The organism is Arthrobacter sp. AZCC_0090 (genome assembly GCF_014207375.1).
In the GTDB taxonomy this organism is placed as follows: Bacteria; Actinomycetota; Actinomycetes; order Actinomycetales; family Micrococcaceae; genus Arthrobacter.
On the sequence record NZ_JACHEE010000002.1, the window covers coordinates 515,686 to 535,912 of the forward strand.

The 20,227-nt window shown below is 61.8% G+C and carries 17 protein-coding genes and 2 pseudogenes; 15 read left to right on the forward strand and 4 right to left on the reverse strand.

The features are described from left to right. Positions 1 to 8: 8 nt before the first annotated feature. From HNP00_RS05020 to HNP00_RS05045, 6 genes and pseudogenes are all read left to right on the forward strand, one after another. Positions 9 to 143 (forward strand): annotated as a pseudogene (locus HNP00_RS05020) (VOC family protein); the annotation flags it as partial. Positions 144 to 1,304: 1,161 nt separating this feature from the next. Next, a complete protein-coding gene (locus HNP00_RS05025) occupies positions 1,305 to 1,544 on the forward strand; it encodes a hypothetical protein (protein WP_184736564.1) in 240 nt (79 codons plus the stop codon). Positions 1,545 to 1,623: 79 nt separating this feature from the next. Next, a complete protein-coding gene (locus tag HNP00_RS05030) occupies positions 1,624 to 2,340 on the forward strand; it encodes an ATP-binding cassette domain-containing protein (RefSeq protein WP_184736565.1) in 717 nt (238 codons plus the stop codon). Between the two features lie 51 nt (positions 2,341 to 2,391). Further along, positions 2,392 to 3,768 (forward strand): hypothetical protein, encoded by a 1,377-nt coding sequence (locus HNP00_RS05035; protein ID WP_184736567.1) that lies wholly within the window; start codon positions 2,392 to 2,394, stop codon positions 3,766 to 3,768. Next, on the forward strand, positions 3,752 to 4,063 hold the full coding sequence (locus HNP00_RS05040) for a hypothetical protein (protein WP_184736569.1): 312 nt from the start codon (positions 3,752 to 3,754) through the stop codon (positions 4,061 to 4,063). Before HNP00_RS05035 ends, HNP00_RS05040 begins: the two co-directional genes overlap by 17 nt. A gap of 131 nt (positions 4,064 to 4,194) precedes the next feature. After that, positions 4,195 to 4,602, forward strand: a complete 408-nt coding sequence (locus tag HNP00_RS05045; protein WP_184736571.1) for a hypothetical protein — start codon at positions 4,195 to 4,197, stop codon at positions 4,600 to 4,602. A 22-nt stretch (positions 4,603 to 4,624) separates the two neighbouring features. On the opposite strand, the gene HNP00_RS05050 is transcribed toward HNP00_RS05045, so the two are convergent. Then, entirely contained in the window at positions 4,625 to 5,428 is an 804-nt protein-coding gene (locus HNP00_RS05050; RefSeq protein ID WP_184736573.1) for a carbon-nitrogen hydrolase family protein, read from the reverse strand. Between the two features lie 228 nt (positions 5,429 to 5,656). Between HNP00_RS05050 and HNP00_RS05055 the strand changes: the two genes are divergently transcribed. The 6 genes from HNP00_RS05055 to HNP00_RS05080 all read left to right on the forward strand — a co-directional run bounded on the left by HNP00_RS05055 (position 5,657) and on the right by HNP00_RS05080 (position 13,355). Then, entirely contained in the window at positions 5,657 to 6,847 is a 1,191-nt protein-coding gene (locus tag HNP00_RS05055) for an ROK family transcriptional regulator (RefSeq protein ID WP_184736575.1), read from the forward strand. A 138-nt stretch (positions 6,848 to 6,985) separates the two neighbouring features. Beyond that, positions 6,986 to 8,542, forward strand: a complete 1,557-nt coding sequence (mmsA, locus tag HNP00_RS05060) for a multiple monosaccharide ABC transporter ATP-binding protein (protein ID WP_184736577.1) — start codon at positions 6,986 to 6,988, stop codon at positions 8,540 to 8,542. A gap of 44 nt (positions 8,543 to 8,586) precedes the next feature. Then, positions 8,587 to 9,855: a multiple monosaccharide ABC transporter permease gene (gene mmsB, locus HNP00_RS05065; protein WP_184736579.1), complete on the forward strand. Its 1,269-nt coding sequence runs from the start codon at positions 8,587 to 8,589 to the stop codon at positions 9,853 to 9,855. Positions 9,856 to 9,906: 51 nt separating this feature from the next. Further along, entirely contained in the window at positions 9,907 to 11,007 is a 1,101-nt protein-coding gene (locus HNP00_RS05070) for a sugar-binding protein (RefSeq protein ID WP_184736581.1), read from the forward strand. 201 nt (positions 11,008 to 11,208) lie between these two features. Next, positions 11,209 to 12,651 carry an FtsX-like permease family protein gene (locus tag HNP00_RS05075; RefSeq protein ID WP_184736583.1) on the forward strand — a complete coding sequence of 481 codons (1,443 nt, stop codon included), beginning with the start codon at positions 11,209 to 11,211 and terminating at the stop codon, positions 12,649 to 12,651. Positions 12,652 to 12,653: 2 nt separating this feature from the next. Further along, positions 12,654 to 13,355: an ABC transporter ATP-binding protein gene (locus tag HNP00_RS05080; protein WP_184736585.1), complete on the forward strand. Its 702-nt coding sequence runs from the start codon at positions 12,654 to 12,656 to the stop codon at positions 13,353 to 13,355. A 164-nt stretch (positions 13,356 to 13,519) separates the two neighbouring features. Here HNP00_RS05080 and HNP00_RS05085 read toward each other — a convergent pair whose 3' ends face one another. From HNP00_RS05085 to HNP00_RS05095, 3 genes are read right to left on the reverse strand one after another with little or no spacing between them, the layout of a single operon-like run. Continuing rightward, entirely contained in the window at positions 13,520 to 14,701 is a 1,182-nt protein-coding gene (locus HNP00_RS05085; RefSeq protein ID WP_184736587.1) for an ABC transporter permease, read from the reverse strand. Beyond that, the gene (locus HNP00_RS05090; protein WP_184736589.1) at positions 14,698 to 15,471 is read right to left on the reverse strand and encodes an ABC transporter ATP-binding protein; all 774 of its coding nucleotides are present in this window, start codon (positions 15,469 to 15,471) and stop codon (positions 14,698 to 14,700) included. The genes HNP00_RS05085 and HNP00_RS05090 overlap by 4 nt, the downstream gene beginning before the upstream one ends. Before the next feature lie 2 nt (positions 15,472 to 15,473). Then, entirely contained in the window at positions 15,474 to 16,574 is a 1,101-nt protein-coding gene (locus HNP00_RS05095; RefSeq protein ID WP_184736591.1) for an efflux RND transporter periplasmic adaptor subunit, read from the reverse strand. A gap of 147 nt (positions 16,575 to 16,721) precedes the next feature. Between HNP00_RS05095 and HNP00_RS05100 the strand changes: the two genes are divergently transcribed. From HNP00_RS05100 to HNP00_RS05110, 3 genes and pseudogenes are all read left to right on the forward strand, one after another. Next, positions 16,722 to 17,792 (forward strand): Gfo/Idh/MocA family protein, encoded by a 1,071-nt coding sequence (locus HNP00_RS05100; RefSeq protein ID WP_184736593.1) that lies wholly within the window; start codon positions 16,722 to 16,724, stop codon positions 17,790 to 17,792. A gap of 228 nt (positions 17,793 to 18,020) precedes the next feature. Further along, a complete protein-coding gene (locus HNP00_RS05105) occupies positions 18,021 to 18,929 on the forward strand; it encodes a hypothetical protein (protein ID WP_221451144.1) in 909 nt (302 codons plus the stop codon). 119 nt (positions 18,930 to 19,048) lie between these two features. After that, positions 19,049 to 20,227: pseudogene (locus HNP00_RS05110) on the forward strand (hypothetical protein); the annotation flags it as partial.

Consider the following 20,227-nt stretch of genomic DNA (forward strand, 5'->3'; position numbering starts at 1 on the left):
GTGGGTCGACTGAGCTGGAACGGCTGCTTTCCCTCTGCGCCCGTCCCGCCGACGTCGGACAGACCGGCGACGAGCAATGGCATGTCCTTGCCGACCCTGAGGGCAACGAGTTCTGCCTCCTGCGCAAGCGGCTTGATCCCTGACAGCACACGGGACTCGGCTCGTCGGTCAGCCCCGATTCGTTCCCTCAGTCCGCTTCCCTCATCGAGGCCTCTGCGAGCGTCGGCGGAAACTGCTATGCCAAAGGCCCAGCAAGACCGCCAAGACCAGCAGACCGAGAAATACCCAGACGGGCTGGCCCGTTACTGTGGCGAGGAAAGGGCCTCCAACCACGCCCGCGACAACGGCGACGGCCCATACCGTGAACAAAATGCGTCGTTCCTGCTTAAGAGGCATATTCATGATGCTATCCATTCTGGTCCGAGTTGTTACCGGCACTGGGGGCCCATGGACGAAAATGGGTTCCAGCCGTTCGCTGGGTAGATACCCCAGAACGAGAGCCCGACACACTGGCCGTGGTTATCCGCATATTGGGCTGTTGCACCAATAGATGCTGCCACCAGGCCGCAAGCGGCTGCCGCGCCCGGCGTTGAGGCCCTGCCGCCCCGTACCGGTGACCACTCCGTACTTGTTGCCGGCAGCTCGGTGAACGATCACTCCGCCTGCGTGGCTTTCCCTGCTTCAGTAACGAGCGCCGTCAAAGAAGATCTTGATAAGGCCTTTCCTTAAGAGGTGCCGCCTGCGCGGCTCCACTGAGAGCGGTTGAGACCGTACAAAGAGCCAACAAAGACCCGTGCACCGCAGCCGTCAACGTGCGTGATTTCAGTTTCATATCGTCTCCTTTACGAAGCGACACAAGCCTGCACCGCAACAACGCGCGCCGCCAGATTGGCCTGCTCGCGGAAGTGCTTGAAACTGACCTGAACCAGGCCCAGGTGCGAGCAGAACTCTGGATCGCATTGCGGTACGCGGATCGGTTGGTGGCTGGGTTGGCCGGGATGGACGCGCAGGGCTCCTAGTTTTGGCATTTCCGGGGCGCCGGCAACACTGTGAGAGCCCTTTGCCGGGATCCAGGCTTCATGCCGCGAGACCGGCGCGCCTCATACCGAATCAACGAAGCCAGGCGAGCGGCACACCTAGACGATGACCAAAACACACCTAGAAATGGCTTTTAAGCACTCATTTTGGCCCATTGGAGGACTCATTTTCGCCAAATCTCGTCTAGGTGTGCTCTGAGCACGCTAGCTTTCGACTGCCGGGCTACACGGAACCGCCGGTTGCCGATACCAAGGTAGGGGAAAGAAATGCTGACCATGACCGCATTGAACGCAACAAGCGCGATGTCAACGGCGCGAACCAAGATTGACGGAATGATCGTTCGATACGATGGCTGGTTTCTCGTGCTTCTCGCCATCCTGATGGTGCTTGCATTTGCCCTGCTCGCGGCGATGGCCGTCTGGTGCTTGACCCAAGGAAGGGGCCGTTTCACAGGCAACTGGAGTTGGAACCAATGGGGCGTCTCCATGTTCGTTGAATGTCGGTAATTCGCTAACAGGCTGGCCGTCGTGGTGGCGCGGCGGCTCCGTGCCGCCACGACCAGAGCAATCGAAAGAGCGCCCCTTCATGATTCTCAGAGTTGAAAACGTCAACTACTCCTACAATTCGCGAACACAAGTGCTTCATGACGTCTCGTTCACGATCGCCGAGAACCAGGTTATGGGCCTCATTGGTCCTAATGGATCCGGAAAGTCCACCCTGCTCAGGGTGATTTTGGATCTCCTGCAACGCCAAACCGGTCGCATTCACATTGGATCTGCCAGTAGTCATAGCCGCAGTGCCAAAATGTCCTCGATCTATCTGTCGAGCAACGACTACCTTCCTGAGTTCCTCACGGGCGAGGAATACCTGCGTTTCATGCATGGGCTCTACGGAGAACCCTTGGATCTCGCGGGGCTTGAGTCGCAATTCATCAGATACTCCATGCGCGGCCGACATCGGGATCTGATCGAGGACTACTCACACGGCATGCGGAAAAAGCTGCAACTCGTCGCCGCATTCATGCTCCGGCGAAAGTTCACTGTGATCGACGAAACGCTCAACGGGGTCGACATCGATGCCATAAAGCTTTTCGAGAGCGATATCACGGAACTCGCCAAGGAGGGCAGATCGGTTCTGCTATGCAGCCATGACTTCACGATGCTGGAGCACGTCGCCGACGAGCTCGCTGTCCTCATCCAGGGAACCATGATTGTCCAGGCCCCGGTCCGGCAGATTATCCAAGACCACGGAACAATCGCTGAGTTGGCGGACGAATTCATCCAAGCAATGGAGACCCCGTAGATGCGTCTCAAGAGCATAATTCTGTTGTTCCAACTTTTTTGGCTCTTCATCATGAGACGTGTCTTGGGCCGGGGGCTCCTTGCGACCCCAATTTCCCGGGTTTCGGCCTTGGTCTTTGTCATCGCAGCCTTCGCCGGGTTTAGTGTCATGAGTTATGTGATTATCCGGCAGTATTTCGGAGGAACAGGCCTTCTGGAGCCGGTACTTCAAGTGGCCAATGTATCGGTGGGATTCTGGTCCCTCATTGCCTACACGCTGATCCGCGTACTCTTCATGAAGGCCGACGAACTCCTCGGACTTTCCTTCAATCTTCCGGTGACGAACAAGGAACGAACGTTGGCTTTCGCCCTCTTTGAGTCCTCCATCGTCTTCCTTATGACCGTATTTGTTTTCGGCGCGTTCTCCATCTCAACTGTCCTGGTAGAGGGGCTGGCTTACATTCCGAAAGTGCTCGCGTCGATCTGGTTTCCGGCCCTGTCAACGTACCTGCTACTCAGCCTGGGCTACTACCTCCTCGAACGTGCTCTCCTGGCATTCCGAATATCCCGACTTCGCGGCCTGATCGTGCCGTTGGTCCTGGCGTTAGGACTGGCCGTGGTGTTCCCATACACCAACGAGCAGAGCACACAGATCGCCGAAAGCTACGTTGACGGGCGCGACTATTCTTCACCCGCACTGTTCTACTCGAAGCTGCAGGAAGACATCGGATTATGGTGCTCTCTGTTGGTCCTGCTCGCATCATCAGCCGCAATCATTCCGGCCGTGATGGCTGCGGCGCCAGCGAACTATGTGCCCGTCCGCCGCTTCTTTGCCCTTCTTCCGTCCCAGCTGGCTCGATACCGGTTCGGCACCTACATGCTCGTGCTGTTCCGGAGTTTCGAAACGATGGTCGCGGTTTCCTTCATCGCGGTCTACTCGATCTTCGCTTGGATCCAGCACTTGGCGCTACCGCCCTACGCCCTGATTCTCATTACGTTTCAAGGAATCTACGCATATTCGAACTCGGAGCCGCTACGCCGCATGGCTGTCAACCCGGGACGCACGCTTGCAAATTACGTATGCCTGGCCGGTTCGCAGGGCGTTCTGCTGATTGCCGTCGCTATCCCAGTCGGAGCTATCTCGGCGGCACAGGGCGTGGCATGGGAGGCAAGCCTTCCGGTGGCAGGGTTCTGCTTCAGCAACATTCTCATTTCGACGTTGATCGGAATTGCCTTCCCCCCAGAGAAAGGGAACCCTTTTACAGTCCTCGTAGGAATGGTTTTGACAGTCATTGTTGTAATGATCGTGATGCTCGGTCTGAACATCTTCAATTTCATCCCGACAGTGAATGTGGCAATCCTCGCCGCGATGAATCTATTGGTTGCGTTTTACAGCATCTTGGGTATGCAAAGAATGGAAAGGGTCGCACGTCATGAAATGGCTGCTTAGAATCACCGTCGGATTAACCATCTCTTTCGTTGTCACAATGGTTGTTGTAGTGGCAAGTTTCATCATGACAATGTTCTCAGCCACTGAGATAGGTATCCGGAAGGTCGGCCTCTTCGGCGCTCTCTTCTTCGAGCCGCATGAACAGGAAAATGGGTCGACCTCACTGGAAATTGGCATATCGAACGGCGCCCCCATCGCCATCATCTTCATAGGATTGCTTGTCTTCCATGTTGCGGTCGCCTCAGTTCTGGAACGATTGAAGCTCCACAAGAAGCGTCTTCAGCAAGCGGGCTAGGGTTGGCCATGTACGCTATCCCCCTCCGGGACGTGACGTTCGGCCTGATTTTCAGGAATCTCATAGCGCCTTGCAGATGGCCCCTTGTCACTTTGGCTCTGTGTTTTACAGGCTGCAGCTCGCTCGCCGCCATGACGGCTGATCCGATACTTTTTCAGGCGTGCCTGTGGCTACTGGTACATGTCCTGTGTCTTCTCGTCAGTTTTTTGTTCCATGAGCTCGCTCATGTCTTAGGCATGATGGCATTTCGAGGCGTTTCCGACGTTGTAATATCGGCTAGCACGTTCCGCTTCTCCCTGATTCCCCTCGGAAAGCTCGACGGCTGGAAAATTGGGGTAATTGCGGTCCTCGGACCAGGTTCATCGTGCGCGGTGGGAGCGGCGATCGCGCTGCTTTCGCCGGACTCGTTCCTGCAGTATTGGTTCCTGCTGCACGGCATATTCCTGTTGCCATTCTTTGGTGACGGGCGCAGCCTACTCGTCGGGCTGCGAAATCGGTCGGGACTGGTTTCGCTAACCGGCCCTTCAGCCGATTCTTGAGAAACTCCGTCCCCTTCAAAGCTCACTGGGAAAGATTCTCCCACTCCCCGTACAACTCCGAGCGGCGGTCACGCAGGTAAGGCACTTCCTCGCGCGCAGCCCGCACAGTGTCCGTACCGATCCCGGCGAACAGCAGCGCAGGCCCGTTCCCGGCGGCCGCCAACAAGGCACCGTCAGGGCCAGCAATAACGCTTCCGCCGAGGAAGTCGCATCCCTCCTCGTGCCCGCTGTGGTTCGCATAGGCCACGTTCACTTGGCTTTCGAGTGCGCGGGCACGGATCAGCACCTGCGGCACGGACTCGAAGCCCTTCGACAGGGCGGTGGGAACCAAAACGAGTTCGGCACCGCGCGTGGCGGCGGCCCGGACAGTTTCGGGGAATTCCACGTCGTAGCAAATCAGCAGGGATGTCTTGATGCCGTTGAAATCCACGACGGCGGGGGCTACTTGGGCGGCGGAGAACGCGTTGCGCTCCTCCCCACCGAAGAGGTGCACTTTGTTGTAGTCCAGGAGCACAGCTCCATGTGCGTCCAGGAGAGTGGCGGAGATGTGCCAGCCGCCATCGGCGGCCGGTGCCGGGAGGCTATAGACCAATCCGATTCCGCGCGTGCGGGCAATGCCGGCAAGGCGTTGCCGGATGCCGGGAAGGGCCGCCGGGTCAAATTCACTGTGGAGCCTGAGGGGCGCATATCCGACGGGGAAGAGCTCCGGAGTCAGCAGAAGAGCGGACCCGGCCGCGGCAGCACGTTGTGCCGCGGAGTCGATTGTCTCCAGATTGGCGTCGACGTCCAGGACAACAGCGTTGGCCTGCAGGACAGACAGCAGCATCTTTACCACCTCAATAGCACCTAGCTCCCCGGCAGCTCGGCGTGCGCGGGATTCCTCGTGGTTCCAGCGTAGCCAGCGTCGCGCTGGAACCACAGGACAAATGGACCCGCAGAAGGTTGAACAAGGACGGATCGCACTGGAATTCAGAAAAGCCGACGGGAGTAGCCGAGACGCGCCCATTGCGTTAACTTCTTGACTGCAACTGTGATTTGGGGCACGCTTCATGTCATGCCTGCAACATCCCGCTCGACGAAGAGCCACCGCAAAAACCCCGGCTCGCAATCAGCGCTGCGCCACCTGAACCAACAGCGGCTCATCGAATGCCTGCTGAGCGGCCCATCCACCCAAGCCGAGCTCGCCAGGCAAACCGGTCTTTCCACGGCCACGGTGTCCAACATCGTCAAAATCATGCAGGACGCCGGGCTTGTCTCCACGGAACCGATCACCAGCTCCGGACGGCGTGCGCTGAACGTCAGGCTCAACAGCAACGGCGCCGTGGCAGTTGGAATCGATTTTGGCCGGCGCCACCTGCGGGTGGTCCTGGCGTCGCTGGGATATCACATCATCATCGAGGAAACAGTCACTCTGCCCCTTGGCCACCACGCCGAACAGGGCATCAGCGCCGCCGTCGCGCTCCTCGACAAACTGCTGCTGGAAAGCGGTGTTGACCGAAGCGCGATAGTAGGCGCCGGCGCCGGCATCGCAGGCCCCATCGACCGCCGTTCCGGTACGGTGGCGCAGGGTGCCATCCTGCCCGAATGGGTGGGAATCCAGATCCTCGAACGGCTCGAGGAAGCCCTCAATCTGCCCGTGTACGTTGACAACGACGCCAATCTGGGCGCCCTGTCCGAGGTCACTTGGGGCCCTCATAGCGGGATCAGCAACCTCATGTTCCTCAAGATCGGCTCCGGCATCGGCGCGGGCCTCATCATCAATGGTGCACCCTACTACGGGGCTGTGGGAATCACGGGAGAGATCGGCCATGCGACCATCCACGAATACGGTGCCATCTGCCGCTGCGGCAACCGGGGCTGCCTGGAAACCATGGCCTCCACCACCACCATGATCGAACTGCTCGGCAAGGGTTCGGGCCTCCACCTCGAGCCCGGGGACATCGTCCGAAACGCCCTGGCCAGGGATCCCGCGACCCTCCGCGTGGTGGATGACGCGGGACTCGCAGTGGGGCGCGCGCTGGGCAATGTGGCCAATCTCATCAACCCGGAAGTCATCGTGGTGGGCGGTCCCCTGGCCGGCCTCGGGGACGTCCTCCTCGACCCGATCCGGCGCGGCCTCGTCCGCCATGCGGTGCCCGTGATCGGCGAGACAACGCACTTGGCCATGTCGTCGCTCGGCGCCCGGGCGGAGGCCCTCGGGGCGGCCGCTTTGGTGTTCCAGCACGCCGGAATCAAGCAGTCCTGAATATTTCGTTACCACGCTGTTATCGCCGTCTTGCGTTAAAGTCTTGACGACAAGCGGTGTGATCCAGTTTACTTTCACATCAGGTAGGCTCGCCATCCGCGGGCCGACAACGACGTCAAACATTGGAGGCGCGAGGGTATGTCGACCCCCACAACGCACCCGGACCCGATCCTTCTCGAGATGCGGTCCATCACCAAGGAATTCCCCGGCGTGAAGGCGCTCTCGGACGTTAGCCTCCGGGTCAAGGTGGGCGAGATCCACGCTATCTGTGGCGAAAACGGCGCAGGAAAGTCCACGTTGATGAAGGTGCTTTCAGGGGTCTACCCCTACGGCAGCTACGACGGCGACATCGTGTACCAGGCAGAAGTCCAGCAGTTCAGGGACATCCGGGCGAGCGAGCAGGCCGGAATCGTCATCATCCACCAGGAACTCGCGCTGATCCCGGAACTGTCCATCACGGAGAACATCTTCCTCGGCAACGAGCCCGTCCGACGCGGAATCATCGACTGGGCCGAGGCCCGCAAACGCTCAGTCGAGCTGCTCGCCCGGGTTGGCCTGCGCGAGGATCCGGATACCCCCATCAAGGAAATCGGCGTCGGCAAGCAGCAGCTGGTGGAAATCGCCAAGGCCCTGAACAAGTCGGTCAAGCTGCTCATCCTGGATGAGCCCACTGCCGCCCTCAACGAATCAGACTCCCAGCACCTGCTGGACCTCATCCTTGGCCTCAAGGGCCGGGGCATCACGTCCATCATGATTTCCCACAAACTCAACGAGATCGAGCAGATCGCGGACGAGATCACCATCATCCGCGACGGCAAATCCATCGAAACGCTCAACGTGAAGGAAGACGGCGTCGACGAGGACCGGATCATCAAGGGCATGGTCGGTAGGACGCTCGAGTCCCGCTTCCCGGACCACACGCCGAAGATCGGTGAGGTGTTCTTCGAAGTCAAGGACTGGAATGTCGGGCACCCCCAGATCCAGGACCGCTTGGTCTGCAAAAACTCCACTTTCCATGTACGCCGCGGCGAAATCGTGGGATTCGCAGGCTTGATGGGCGCCGGACGCACCGAGCTTGCCCGCTCCGTCTTCGGCCACTCCTACGGCCGGTTCATCTCGGGTCAGGTGTACAAGGACGGAAAGCCGATCACCATGCGCAGCGTCCGCCAAGCGATCGACGCCGGTCTTGGCTACGTCACCGAGGACCGCAAAAGCCTGGGGCTGAACCTTTTGGACGACATCAAGACCACCACGGTGTCTGCCAACTTGAAGAAGATCAGCCGGGGAATCGTTGTGGACACCAACAAGGAATTCATGGTGGCCGAGCAATACCGGAAGTCGCTGCGGACCAAGACCCCGTCGGTGGAGGAAGGCGTCTCGAAGCTCTCGGGCGGCAACCAGCAAAAGGTTGTGCTTGCCAAATGGATGTTCACCGATCCGGACCTTCTCATCCTGGATGAACCGACCCGCGGAATCGACGTCGGGGCCAAGTACGAGATCTACGGAATCATCCAGCAGCTGGCCAACCAAGGGAAGGGCGTGATTGTGATTTCATCCGAACTCCCCGAGTTGCTGGGCCTCTCGGACCGCATCTACACCATCTTCGAGGGCTCCATCACTGGCGTACTGAACAAGGACGAAGCCAGCCAGGAGAGCCTCATGAAGCTTATGACATCCAGCCGCAAAGCCGCCTGACCCCGGTCATCTCCAGAACCACACGGACACAAGGACCCAAAACAATGAACGCGCTCAAGAAGCTATTCGGTGGCAACACCCGCCAATTCGGCATGATCTTCGCCCTGGTTGCACTCGTCATCTTCTTCCAGATCTTCACCTCGGGCCGCACGCTCACCCCGGGCAACGTCATCAACCTCTTCAACGGCAACTCCTACATCCTGATCCTGGCCATCGGCATGGTCCTGGTGATCATCGCCGGCCACATCGACCTCTCCGTAGGTTCGGTTGCGGCCTTCGTCGGTATCTCGGTGGCACTGGCCATCAGGGACTGGCACCTCCCCTGGTACGCAGCTGTGCTGTTCGGGCTCCTGCTCGGTGCCCTGATCGGGGCCTGGCAAGGATTCTGGACGGCGTACGTTGGCATTCCGGCATTCATCGTGACCCTGGCGGGCATGCTGCTATTCCGCGGTTTCAACCAGTTCGTCGGAAAGTCCAACACCGTTCCGGTCCCCGAAGACTTCCAGTACTTGGGCTCCGGCTACCTGCCTGAAGTGGGGCCAAGCACCGGGTTCAACAACCTGACGGTCCTCTTGGGGCTCATCGCCGTTGCCTTCGTGATCACCAGTGAAATTCGTTCCCGCCGCACCGCCCAGGCATTGGGCGCAGAAGTTCCTGAAGCCTGGGTGATGATCACCAAGCTTGTCCTCGTCAACGGAGCCATCCTCTACGCGACGTACCTGTTCGCCACAGGCCGCACCGGCACTTCGTTCCCGATCCCTGGCCTCATTCTGGCCGTGCTGGTCCTGATCTATGGTTTCATTTCCGCCAAGACCGTCATTGGCCGCCACATCTATGCTGTCGGCGGCAACCGCCACGCGGCCGAGCTCTCCGGAGTTCAGTCCAAGAAGGTCAATTTCATGGTCATGATGAACATGTCCATCCTGGCCGGGCTCGCAGGCATGATCTTCGTTGGCCGCTCCACCGCTTCGGGCCCGTTCGACGGCGTCGGCTGGGAACTGGATGCCATTGCTGCTGTCTTCATCGGTGGCGCCGCCGTCACCGGCGGTGTGGGTACCGTGATCGGCTCGATCGTCGGTGGTCTGGTCATGGCTGTCCTTAATAACGGCCTTCAACTCCTCGGCGTCGGTGCAGACCTGACCCAGATCATCAAGGGCCTGGTGCTACTCGCCGCAGTCGCCTTCGACGTCTACAACAAGACCCAGGGCAAGAAATCGATCATCGGAATGATGATGAAGAACTTCGGCCGGAGCAGCGAAATCGCTCCGGACGAGACAACCTCAACCAAGGAAGTCATCTCGAAGGAAGCCTGATCGGCTTCAGGACAACTTGTTCCATCCACAACAAAGAAAGCGAACCAAATTATGCGAATGTTTGGTAAAGCAGGAAAGGCAGCAGCAGTAGCTGCGATCGCGGCACTGGCGCTGACGGCCTGCGGCCGTACGGACAGCGGCAGCTCCGGTGGTTCATCAAGCGGCGGTGAGGCATTCCCCAAGGGTTCCTCGATCGGCGTCGCGCTCCCCCAGAAGACCAGCGAGAACTGGGTCCTGGCGGAGAAGCTGTTCAACGACGGGCTCACGAGCGCAGGCTTCAAGCCGGATGTGCAGTTCGCCAACGGCGGCGTTTCGGAGCAGCAGAACCAGATCAGCGCCATGGTCACCAAGGGCGACAAGGTCATCATCGTCGGTGCCATCGACGGCGCACAGCTTGGAACACAGCTCAAGCAGGCCAAGGACGCCGGCGCTACGGTCATTGCGTACGACCGCCTCCTGCTCAACACGGCAAACGTGGATTACTACGTGGCCTATGACAACTTCAAGGTCGGCGTGCTTCAGGGTCAGGCCCTGCTGGACGGGCTGAAGACTAAGAAGGCGAGCGGCCCCTACAACATCGAGCTGTTTGCTGGCTCCCCCGATGACGCCAACGCGAAGGTCTTCTTCGACGGCGCCATGAGCATCCTGCAGCCGAAGATCGACGACGGCACCCTCAAGGTGGTATCCGGACAGAAGTCGTTCGAACAGGCCGTGACCCAGGGCTGGAAGGCAGAGAACGCCCAGAAGCGCATGGACACCCTGCTCGCCGGCACGTACACCAGCGCCTCCCTTGACGGCGTACTGTCCCCGAACGACACCTTGGCCCGCGCTATCCTTACCTCGGTCAAGGCAGCTGGCAAGCCGCTTCCGATCGTCACCGGTCAGGACTCGGAAGTCGAATCGGTCAAGTCCATCCTCGCGGGTGAGCAGTACTCCACCATCAACAAGGACACCCGCAAGCTCGTTGAGCACGCGATCACCATGGTCAAGGACCTGCAGGCAGGCAAGCAGCTGGAAATCAACGACACCAAGTCCTACAACAACGGTGTCAAGACCGTCCCGGCATACCTGCTGCCTCCGGTTATCGTGACCAAGGACAACGTGAAGACGGCCTACGTGGACGATCCGGTACTCGGCCCGCTCACCAAGTAGTACTACCGCTTCAAGCACCACAACGACGGCGGCCATCCCCACGGCGGGGGTGGCCGCCGTCGTCGCGTCCGGAACCATCCGCTGCTCGGGCAAAGCTTCACAGGCCCCGCATAGCAACATCAGCACATCAGCACAGCCACGATGAGCACTGTTAGGTGAGCAGGCGCGCCGCTGGGGCGGGCCAGGTCCAAAAGGAGAAACGTGAGCGTCCTCGCCCGGAGCGTAGGCAATGCCTTCCGCAACAAGATAAGAACCGCGGCTGTAGTGGCAGTGCTGGCCGTCGCGATCGGCCTGGCCCTGGCGATGCTCGTGGCCAACCAAGCCGTTGTCGGCAAAGTCCAGGAGCTCAACGCGTCTGTGGGCACGGTCCTGACCGTGAACCCCGCCGGTGCACAGGGCTTCGACGGCGGCGGCGAGCCGCTCACCACGGCCCAGACAGCGACGGCGGCAGCCGTGCCGAACGTCGTTTCCGTCGTGGGCATGAAAGCACTGCGGTTGCAGACCGAAACAGCAGCTTCAAGCTCAACTACCGGCACGACGACGCAGCAGGCCGGACCGGGAGGCGGTCCCGGCGGCGGCACCAGCGTAGTCACAAACCTCCAGGCGGCCATCGACGCCGGCACGCTCGGCAATCGCAACAACACCAGCGGCAGCACCGGCACGGGAAGCACGGGCACCACCGGAACCGGTAATGCTGGAACGGCGCCCGCGTTCTCGCTGCCCATCACCGCCACCGGTATTGGCGCCGAGGTGGACACCGCCGGCAAGGCCCTGAACATCACCAGCGGCACAGGCCTGGGCGACTACACCGTGGCCAGCACCAAGGCCCTCATCGGCACGACGCTCGCGGAGAAGAACAGCCTCAAGGCCGGCTCAACGTTTACCATCGCCGGCACGACGTTCACGGTGGCAGGCATCTTCGATGCAGGCACCACCTTCGGCAACAACGCCGTCTACACGACCTTGGCAGAGGCCCAAGCCCTCGCCGCAACTCCAGGCGAACTCTCCAGCATGGTGGTGACAGTCAACAGCATGGAGAACGTAGACGCTGCCAAGACGGCGTTGCAGGCAGCCCTGGGATCAGGCAAGGCCGACGTGACTCAAGGCCAGCGAAACCTCCAGACCGCCGTCAGTTCATTGGACAGCGTCAAGAACATTTCCCTGGTAGCCTTCATCGCCGCCCTCGGCACGGCGGGCCTGATCATCTTGCTCATCATGGTCATGCTGGTCCGCGAGCGCCGCCGTGAGATCGGAGTCCTGAAGGCCATCGGCGCGCGCAACCGGACCATCGGCGTGCAGTTCGTGCTCGAAGCACTGGTCCTCGTGGCGCTCGGCAGCGTCGTGGGTGCTGCCATCGCCTCGTTCGCCAGCGGCGGCATCGCATCGGCGCTGATCAGTTCCAACAGCACGACGGCGGCCACGAACCAGCGCGGCCCCGGCGGCGGAGGCTTCGGCGGTGGCTTAGGTGGCGGCGGTCCCTTCGGAGGGGCATCCCAGTTGCTCACCTCGGTTACCGCAAGCGCATCCCCCGGCGTCATCGCTGCCGGAGTCGTCGCGGTCTTCGGCGTCGCCGTCGTGGGCGCCTTGGTACCAGCGCTTCTCACAGCCCGCATCCGCCCCATCGAAGTCCTCCGAGGAGAATAGCCATGATTGAAGTCAAAGACCTGGTCCGCCAATTCAAATCCGGCGACCGAACCATCAAGCCCGTCAACGGCGTGAGCTTCGAACTCGAAAAAGGCACCCTCGCCTCAATCGTGGGCAAGAGCGGCAGCGGCAAGAGCACCCTGCTCTCCCTGCTCGGCGCATTGGACAAACCCACCAGCGGGGACGTGGTGGTGGATGGCGTCAGCCTCGCCGGACTGCCCGCCAGCAAACTCACCGAGTACCGCCGCCGAGATATCGGCTTCGTTTTCCAGCAGTTCAACCTGATCCCCAACCTCTCCGCTGTGGACAATGTGATGCTGCCCATGGAGTTCGCCGGAATGCGGAAAGCTGCCCGCTTGGAGCGGGCGCGGTCGCTGCTGGAACAAGTGCAGCTGGACCCGGAGAAGCAGTCCCGCCGCGTCAACAAGCTTTCGGGCGGTGAGCAGCAACGTGTTGCGATCGCCCGTGCGCTGGCCAACGAGCCCAAACTCATCCTGGCCGACGAGCCCACCGGCAATCTCGATGAGCAGACAGGCGAGCACATCATCGAACTGCTCAGTTCGTTGAGCCGGGACCACAACACCACCATCCTTGTGGTGACACACGACCGGAGCCTGGCGCAGAAAACCGAGCGCAGGTTCAGGCTCCAGCAGGGCAAACTGAGCGAGGAAACTGTGCGGCCGAGGGTCGGCGCAGGGGCCTGAACACGTTTCCCAAACAACGGAAAGAGGGCCGGGAATCGAATGGTTCCCGGTCCCTTCCCGTCCGCCCGGGCAGACCAGGACAGACGAAGGCCGACCAGGACAGACCAAGGCCGACCAGGGCTGCCAGGGCTGCCAGGGCTGCCGAGCGCATCCCTGGATGTCCCTTAGAAGCGAATGGCGTCAATGACCTTGACGCGCACCGCTACAAGCGCCGGGATGGCACCGGCCAATGCACCCACCAGTACAGCTGCCCCGAAACCGAGCATGGCCGCTTCGATGGGGAACGGCGGGTACTGGCTGAGTGCCGGGGCAACGATTGACTGGATCCAGGGGTGTTTGACCACCGCCACAGCCAGCATGACGCCCGCCAGCCCGGCTACCGCCGTAGCCACGACGGACTCCATCATCACGCCCAGGAAGATCCGCCCGGAGGTCGCTCCGAAGCTCCTCCGGATCCCGATTTCCCGCACCCGATAGCGGACGGTGACCATCGAGATGTTCAACATCCCCACCGCACCCAGCAAGAGGACCAGGCCCGCAATACCGCCCACCACAAGCTGCACGGGAGCCAGCGGATCTCCGTGGGCGGCAAAGTCCATCCGCTGCGCCATGATGTTCATTTCCGGGAACTGCTGCGCCAAATCGGATTGGATGGCTGCCGAGAGCATTTCTGCTTGCGCGTCCTGCACCCACACCTTGAACTGCCCACCGAGCTGGTTGACTCCCATTTGCTTGGCGGCGCCGGACAATATGTACGCCGCCGGGGGCGCTTCCCGCCAGGTGTCCGGCACGACGCCGATAATCACGGTATTCGCTTCCTGCTCGCCTGCTGTCTTGATGCCCGGTTGCAAGGTCAGATCGGGCCTCCCGGCCGCGTTGTAGAACGCTTCAGAGACGACGACGGCGGGGGCGAGCCGCTGTTCGTCGTCGCTCGCAAACCAGGATCCCTGCTGCAGTTCCAGACGGTGGATGACGCCATACCCGGGGTCCACTACCGTCAATTGAACAGACTGGACACCGCGGGGGAACTGGAAAGGCTGCTCGGCATGAACCTCGTGCGAGGAGAAGGCAATACCGTAGCGCTCAACAATGGACTGATAGGCCGCATCCAGACGCGCTGGCTCCGGCTGGCTTGGACCGTTGACTCCGAGTGCGAGGGTGGCCGAGCGTCCGCCGGTGCGCTCGGACGAAGCTTTGAAGCCCTCGCGCGCGAGACTGCCGACGCCCACCACGGAGGTGAGTGCCGCGACAGACAACGCTACCCCCAGGAGAGCCAGCAGGATCCGGACTTTGTTGATCCGCAACTCTTGCCAGGCCTCCACCATGGCGGACATAAAGCCGGTCATGGACGGACCGCCGACGTGACCGGCTCAGACTGGGGTGGCTCCAACCGGACTGGATCCGATGTGACCGGCTCAGGCGTTGTCAGGCGGTCAAGGGGCTGCAGAACGCCGGAGTCCAGACGGAAACGGGACCGTGCAAGTGCAGCCACATTGCCGTCGTGTGTGATGGTCACGAGTGCCGCTGCAGACTCTGTGGCGACCTGGTCCAGAAGTGCCATGACCGATTGTCCGGTCTCCACATCGAGCGCGCCCGTGGGTTCGTCGGCGAGGATCAGCCGGGGCTTCCTGACGAGGGCACGCGCGATCGCCACCCGCTGTCGCTCACCGCCCGAGAGCATGTTCGGCATGGTCCGCGCACGGCCAGCAAGTCCCACGCGGTCCAACATGTCCATCGCCAGTTCACGGCGCCGCAGGAAATCGCGGCCGCGAGCGTAAAGAAGGGGCGTGATCACATTGTCCAAGGCGCTGCGGCCCGGCAAGAGGTTGAATTGCTGGAACACGAAGCCCACAGTGGAGCCTCGCAGCCGGGCGCGTGCGTTGCCACGGAGTTGTAGCACAGGTGTGCCAAGAAACCGGAGTTCACCGGACGTGGGCACGTCCAGTAAACCCAAGAGGTTGAGCAGTGTGGACTTTCCGCAACCGGACCGGCCGATGATCGCGGTGTGGTCGCCGCCGGAAATCTCAAGGTCGATTCCACGGAGGATATGAAGCTTCTGCTCGTCGGGGAGCACCACAGTACGCGTGACTCCGCTCAGGCTGACGAGGGTTTCCATGCCTAGCCGCCCGCCGGACCGTAGGGTACCGCGCCTGGCCCGTAACCTTGCTGGGAGGGGGCGGCGGGAGCGCCGGGGACGAATTCAAGCATCTGCTCGCCTTCAGCGAGGCCAGAGACCACCTCCACTTTGGAGCCGTCGTTGAGGCCCAGCTTCACAGCCCGTTGTTCTGGCGCTTTACCCTCGACCGCCACGCTGGCCATCCAGACAATGCCTTCTTTGACGCTGCCCTTCACGGAGGTCAGCGGAACGGTCACCACGTCCTTGGCTTCGCCCGCGCTCACCGTCATGGTTGCTCCCAGGCCGGCGAAGACTTCCGTTCCGGATGGAACAGGGCAACTGAGCGTCCCGGTGCTCGCGCCGCCATTCTGTGTTTCCCCGCCGGGTCCAGCCGCGGCCAGCGGTAGTGCGCCAACTGGCGCGGCCATCCCAACGCCGCCGGTTCCGGTCCCGCCGGCAGTGGCTCCGGCGTCGTTGGCGTTGTTCTTCAGCGTCACCGCAGGGCAGGCGAACGGGGCTGGCCCGCCCACCAGGGAGATCTGCGCTGAGCCCGGCTTGGCAAGAAGCCGATACTGCTGGGCGGCGTTGACCGGACCGGAAACCGTGAACGTCCCGGGATCGACCTTGCCCACAGCCTGGCCAACGCTCAATTGCTGGTCAAGGAGGGTTGTCAGTTCATTGAGCTTTCCGGCAGCGGGAGCAAGCACGTCCGTGTACACGTACAACGGTTCTGACGTGGCCTTCTCTCCTGGCGTGGCGGCAGTAGTAGCAGGCTTGGTCCGCTCGGCCTTGACTTGGAAGAGCTGGTCCCCCTTGGCCACGGCCGCGCCGGACTCAACATAGATATGGACAACCGTTCCCGCTGCCGTGCTCCGGACGCCGATGACGGGGTCGCTCTGAACGGTGGCTTTGACCTGGACGGTATTGGTGACCGTTGCGCGCGCGGCGGGCACAACCGGCGTCTCCACCCTGGCCATCGGGGCCGGCTCGGCACCCTGCGGCTTGAGCCCATCCACAAAGGCGATCTTCACCAAGGCCACAGCGATCACTGCAAAAACCAGCAGCCATGCCACAGGCAAAATGACGCGTCGAAAAACACCCATCCCTGCTCCATTCGGTAACTCCCCACAGAACCTCTCTGCGAGGGATGATGCCCCTTAGCCTAGGCGATGGCTCCGACGAAATTGAGATGGCTCGTGACTTGGGCGCGTGCTGTATAACCCATGCGGCGGAATGAGAGGATAGGGCGCATGAGTCTGCATATCGCCAAGCCGTGGTTGTTCAGCCAGCCGAACCAGGATCCCCGCGCCGCCACCGGCAAGGCTCTGAACTGGGGCATTATCGCCACCGGAGGGATTGCCAAAACCGTGAGCGGCGACCTCGCCCAGCTCGAGGACGCAAACCTTTACGCTGTGAGTTCCCGGCGCCAGGAATCCGCGGATGCCTTTGCTGCCGCGCATGGGGTCACGAAGTCCTACGGGGACGACGGCGGTGTGCCGGGCTACCAGCGGCTACTCGCCGATGACGCCGTCGACGTTGTCTACGTGGCCACCCCGCACGCCCAGCATTTCCAGATCGTCAGGGACGCCCTCAACGCCGGCAAGCACGTTTTGTGCGAGAAGGCTCTGACCATCAACGGCCGCGAGGCGGCAGAGCTGGTCAGCTTGGCCCGGGAACGGAAATTGTTCCTCATGGAGGCAGTATGGAGTCGCTTCCTGCCCAGCATGCAAAGGGCATTCGCCATTGCCGCGTCCGGCGAACTGGGCGAAATCAAGTGGGTCAGCGCTGACTTGGGATTCCCCGCCCCCTATGACCCCGCCGCCCGGATCTGGGCCCCGGCAGACGGTGGCGGGGCTCTTCTGGACCTCACGGTGTATGCGCTGCTGTGGCCTTTGGGCACCCTTGGTTTCCCGCAGTCAGTCAGCGCTGTAGGCGCTTTGACGGACGACGGCGTCGACTCCCAGAATGCGCTCACTTTGGCCTACGACGGCGGCGCCATCGCCCAACTGACCTCTTCGCTGCTGGCCCATGGGCCAAGATCGGCTTCCGTTGCTGGTTCCCTGGGGTTCCTCCAGACGCAAGGGTCCATCAACAATCCGCGCGAACTACTGATTCGAACCGGCTGGGATGAGCCGCGGACCGAACGCTTCGATGCGGTCGGGATCGGCTACACCTACGAACTGCGCGAGGTCACACGCTGCGTCCAGCAAGGGTTGACTGAGAGTCCGGTGATGCCCTTGGACGATTCACTGAACACGATGCGCCTCTTCGACGGGGTGCGCTCCCAGCTCGGAGTGCGTTATGCGAACGACGCCCGGTGACCGAATGACGACGTCGTCCATGTGAGCCGATTCCATACCGTCGGTTGGTTTTTGTCACGTTTCCCTGCCTGCGTGACAGTTGTGGTAATTACCCGTCCGACGTCTGGACTAATTAACTAGTCCGGTCCTACGATGGGAGCGATCGTCAATCCAAGCGGACGCCTGGGGGGTGTCGAGATGGAAGCTGAGCGGGGAAAACCACGCGTTCTTCATATTCTCCGCTCCGTCATGCTGGCAGGCGCCGGGGCCGTCGTTTGGATGGCCCTCTCTTCCACGGCAGCCAACGCTGAATCCGGTAGCAGCAACAACCACACGCTTCTGGGCAGCGCAGAATCGGCCGTAACAAACGTTGCCCACAACGCGACCTCGGGGATTACTGAAGCTCTCGGCAGCGCCGTTTCGGTGAGCGTCGCGTCCTTGCCGGCTCCGACGATTGCTTCCGCTCCCGCTCCGGCAGTCCATCTACCTGTGGTCCAGGCACCAGTGGCTGTTGTGCGCCAACTATCGCAACTGACTGAGGCAATCGACCGGACCGTGGCTAGTACGCCCATCGTCGAAGTCATCATCCCTGAAGGCACCGTTGGCGCCGTGACCGCACCTATTTTGTCTCCGGCGGCCAATGCGATTGATGGAGCTGGATCAGGTGTTGGCTCCTTGGTCGGAGGCGTTGTTGCGCCCGCCTTGGGTGCAGTCGGCTCTACCGTGGATGCGCTTCCGATCGGCAGCCTGCCTGCAACCCTCCCCGGCGAGCCCGTGTCGGTTACAGATGCTTTAACGACTTCCACAACCTCACCGCTTGCGCAGGCCGTCGCAGTTCCGTTAGCCGGCCTCGCTGGAACCTATGGCCCGCCGGGCCTGGGGAGGGCGCCTTGGAATGCGACGGTCCAATACGTCGGTTACGGGAATCTTGAAGTGTCCGCGTCTCCGTATATGGGGATATTCCCGGACGGCGTTCCAGGCAGCAGCGACGCCGGAAACGGCCCGGCGGCCCTTCCAAGCAATCCTTCGGGAGCGGCTATCGCATGGCTCCCGAGCATGAACCTGATTTACCCACTTGCCGGTGCCCTCGTGCCCCTGGCTGATCCCGGTAGAGTTCCGGCCCCGGTGTCGTTTGACCCGGGTTCTTCTCCTGACTAGTTCCGAGCCTCGCCGCTTTCCCAGAAGCCAATTCTGGACGGCGGCAGAAGACCGATCGGGGCGTACACGCAGGCTCCTGCGTACGCCTTTAGGAACTATTCGTTCAGGAGAATAACAAAATGCACACCATTGTTCGCAAGGGGCTGCTCGGCACCCTCTTTGCCGGTGGGTTGATAGCCCTCGGCGCGACTGCCGCGAATGCGGCAGACGCCACTACAAGTGCACAAGGCACAGCCTCAGGCACTCAGGTCGTTGCACCGGCGTCAATTTCGGTCAACATCGGCTCGACGTCGCTCACGCTACTTGGAACTTCGAGCGCTACGACCACCACCCCTGCACTCGCCCAGGTTGAGGCCTCGGCGACTAATTCCGGCGGACCAGCCGTCCCGTCCGGAACCCAGGCGGTGGCTCCGATATCGGTCCCTGTTAATATCGGAGCCGCCTCTCTGGCAGTTCTTGGCAATTCCGCCCCTGGAACAGCGCCTGGCACCCAAGTCACGGCCCCGGTGACCGCGCCAGTCACGGTCGGCGACACCTCCGTCAACCTCCTCGGAACCACCCCGGCAGGCACCACCACCGGCACCGGCATCACGGCACCGGTCACCGTCGGCGACACCTCCGTCAACCTCCTCGGAACCACACCGGCAGGCACCACCACCGGCACCGGCATCACGGCACCGGTCACCGTCGGCGACACCTCCGTCAACCTCCTCGGAACCACCCGGGCAGGCACCACCACCGGCACCGGCATCACGGCACCGGTCACCGTCGGCGACACCTCCGTCAACCTCCTCGGAACCACCCCGGCAGGCACCACCACCGGCACCGGCATCACGGCACCGGTCACCGTCGGCGACACCTCCGTCAACCTCCTCGGAACCACACCGGCAGGCACCACCACCGGCACCGGCATCACGGCACCGGTCACCGTCGGCGACACCTCCGTCAACCTCCTCGGAACCACCCGGGCAGGCACCACCACCGGCACCGGCATCACGGCACCGGTCACCGTCGGCGACACCTCCGTCAACCTCCTCGGAACCACCCCGGCAGGCACCACCACCGGCACCGGCATCACGGCACCGGTCACCGTCGGCGACACCTCGGTCAACCTCCTCGGAACCGTCCCAACAGGTCCCAGAGACCTCGGATCCCTTCTGGATACCGGCATCACCGCCCCGGTCACGGTCGGCGACACCTCCGTCAACCTCCTCGGAACCGTCCCAACAGGTCCCAGAGACCTCGGATCCCTTCTGGATACCGGCATCACCGCCCCGGTCACGGTCGGCGACACCTCC

Excerpts from the sequence above, each read along its gene's own strand:
- HNP00_RS05025 (WP_184736564.1), top strand. The coding sequence starts at position 1,305 with ATGCTGACCATGACCGCATTGAACGCAACAAGCGCGATGTCAACGGCG.
- HNP00_RS05030 (WP_184736565.1), top strand. The coding sequence starts at position 1,624 with ATGATTCTCAGAGTTGAAAACGTCAACTACTCCTACAATTCGCGAACA.
- HNP00_RS05035 (WP_184736567.1), top strand. The coding sequence starts at position 2,392 with ATGAGACGTGTCTTGGGCCGGGGGCTCCTTGCGACCCCAATTTCCCGG.
- HNP00_RS05040 (WP_184736569.1), top strand. The coding sequence starts at position 3,752 with ATGAAATGGCTGCTTAGAATCACCGTCGGATTAACCATCTCTTTCGTT.
- HNP00_RS05045 (WP_184736571.1), top strand. The coding sequence starts at position 4,195 with ATGACGGCTGATCCGATACTTTTTCAGGCGTGCCTGTGGCTACTGGTA.
- HNP00_RS05050 (WP_184736573.1), bottom strand. The coding sequence starts at position 5,428 with ATGCTGCTGTCTGTCCTGCAGGCCAACGCTGTTGTCCTGGACGTCGAC.
- HNP00_RS05055 (WP_184736575.1), top strand. The coding sequence starts at position 5,657 with ATGCCTGCAACATCCCGCTCGACGAAGAGCCACCGCAAAAACCCCGGC.
- mmsA (WP_184736577.1), top strand. The coding sequence starts at position 6,986 with ATGTCGACCCCCACAACGCACCCGGACCCGATCCTTCTCGAGATGCGG.
- mmsB (WP_184736579.1), top strand. The coding sequence starts at position 8,587 with ATGAACGCGCTCAAGAAGCTATTCGGTGGCAACACCCGCCAATTCGGC.
- HNP00_RS05070 (WP_184736581.1), top strand. The coding sequence starts at position 9,907 with ATGCGAATGTTTGGTAAAGCAGGAAAGGCAGCAGCAGTAGCTGCGATC.
- HNP00_RS05080 (WP_184736585.1), top strand. The coding sequence starts at position 12,654 with ATGATTGAAGTCAAAGACCTGGTCCGCCAATTCAAATCCGGCGACCGA.
- HNP00_RS05085 (WP_184736587.1), bottom strand. The coding sequence starts at position 14,701 with ATGACCGGCTTTATGTCCGCCATGGTGGAGGCCTGGCAAGAGTTGCGG.
- HNP00_RS05090 (WP_184736589.1), bottom strand. The coding sequence starts at position 15,471 with ATGGAAACCCTCGTCAGCCTGAGCGGAGTCACGCGTACTGTGGTGCTC.
- HNP00_RS05095 (WP_184736591.1), bottom strand. The coding sequence starts at position 16,574 with ATGGGTGTTTTTCGACGCGTCATTTTGCCTGTGGCATGGCTGCTGGTT.
- HNP00_RS05100 (WP_184736593.1), top strand. The coding sequence starts at position 16,722 with ATGAGTCTGCATATCGCCAAGCCGTGGTTGTTCAGCCAGCCGAACCAG.
- HNP00_RS05105 (WP_221451144.1), top strand. The coding sequence starts at position 18,021 with ATGCTGGCAGGCGCCGGGGCCGTCGTTTGGATGGCCCTCTCTTCCACG.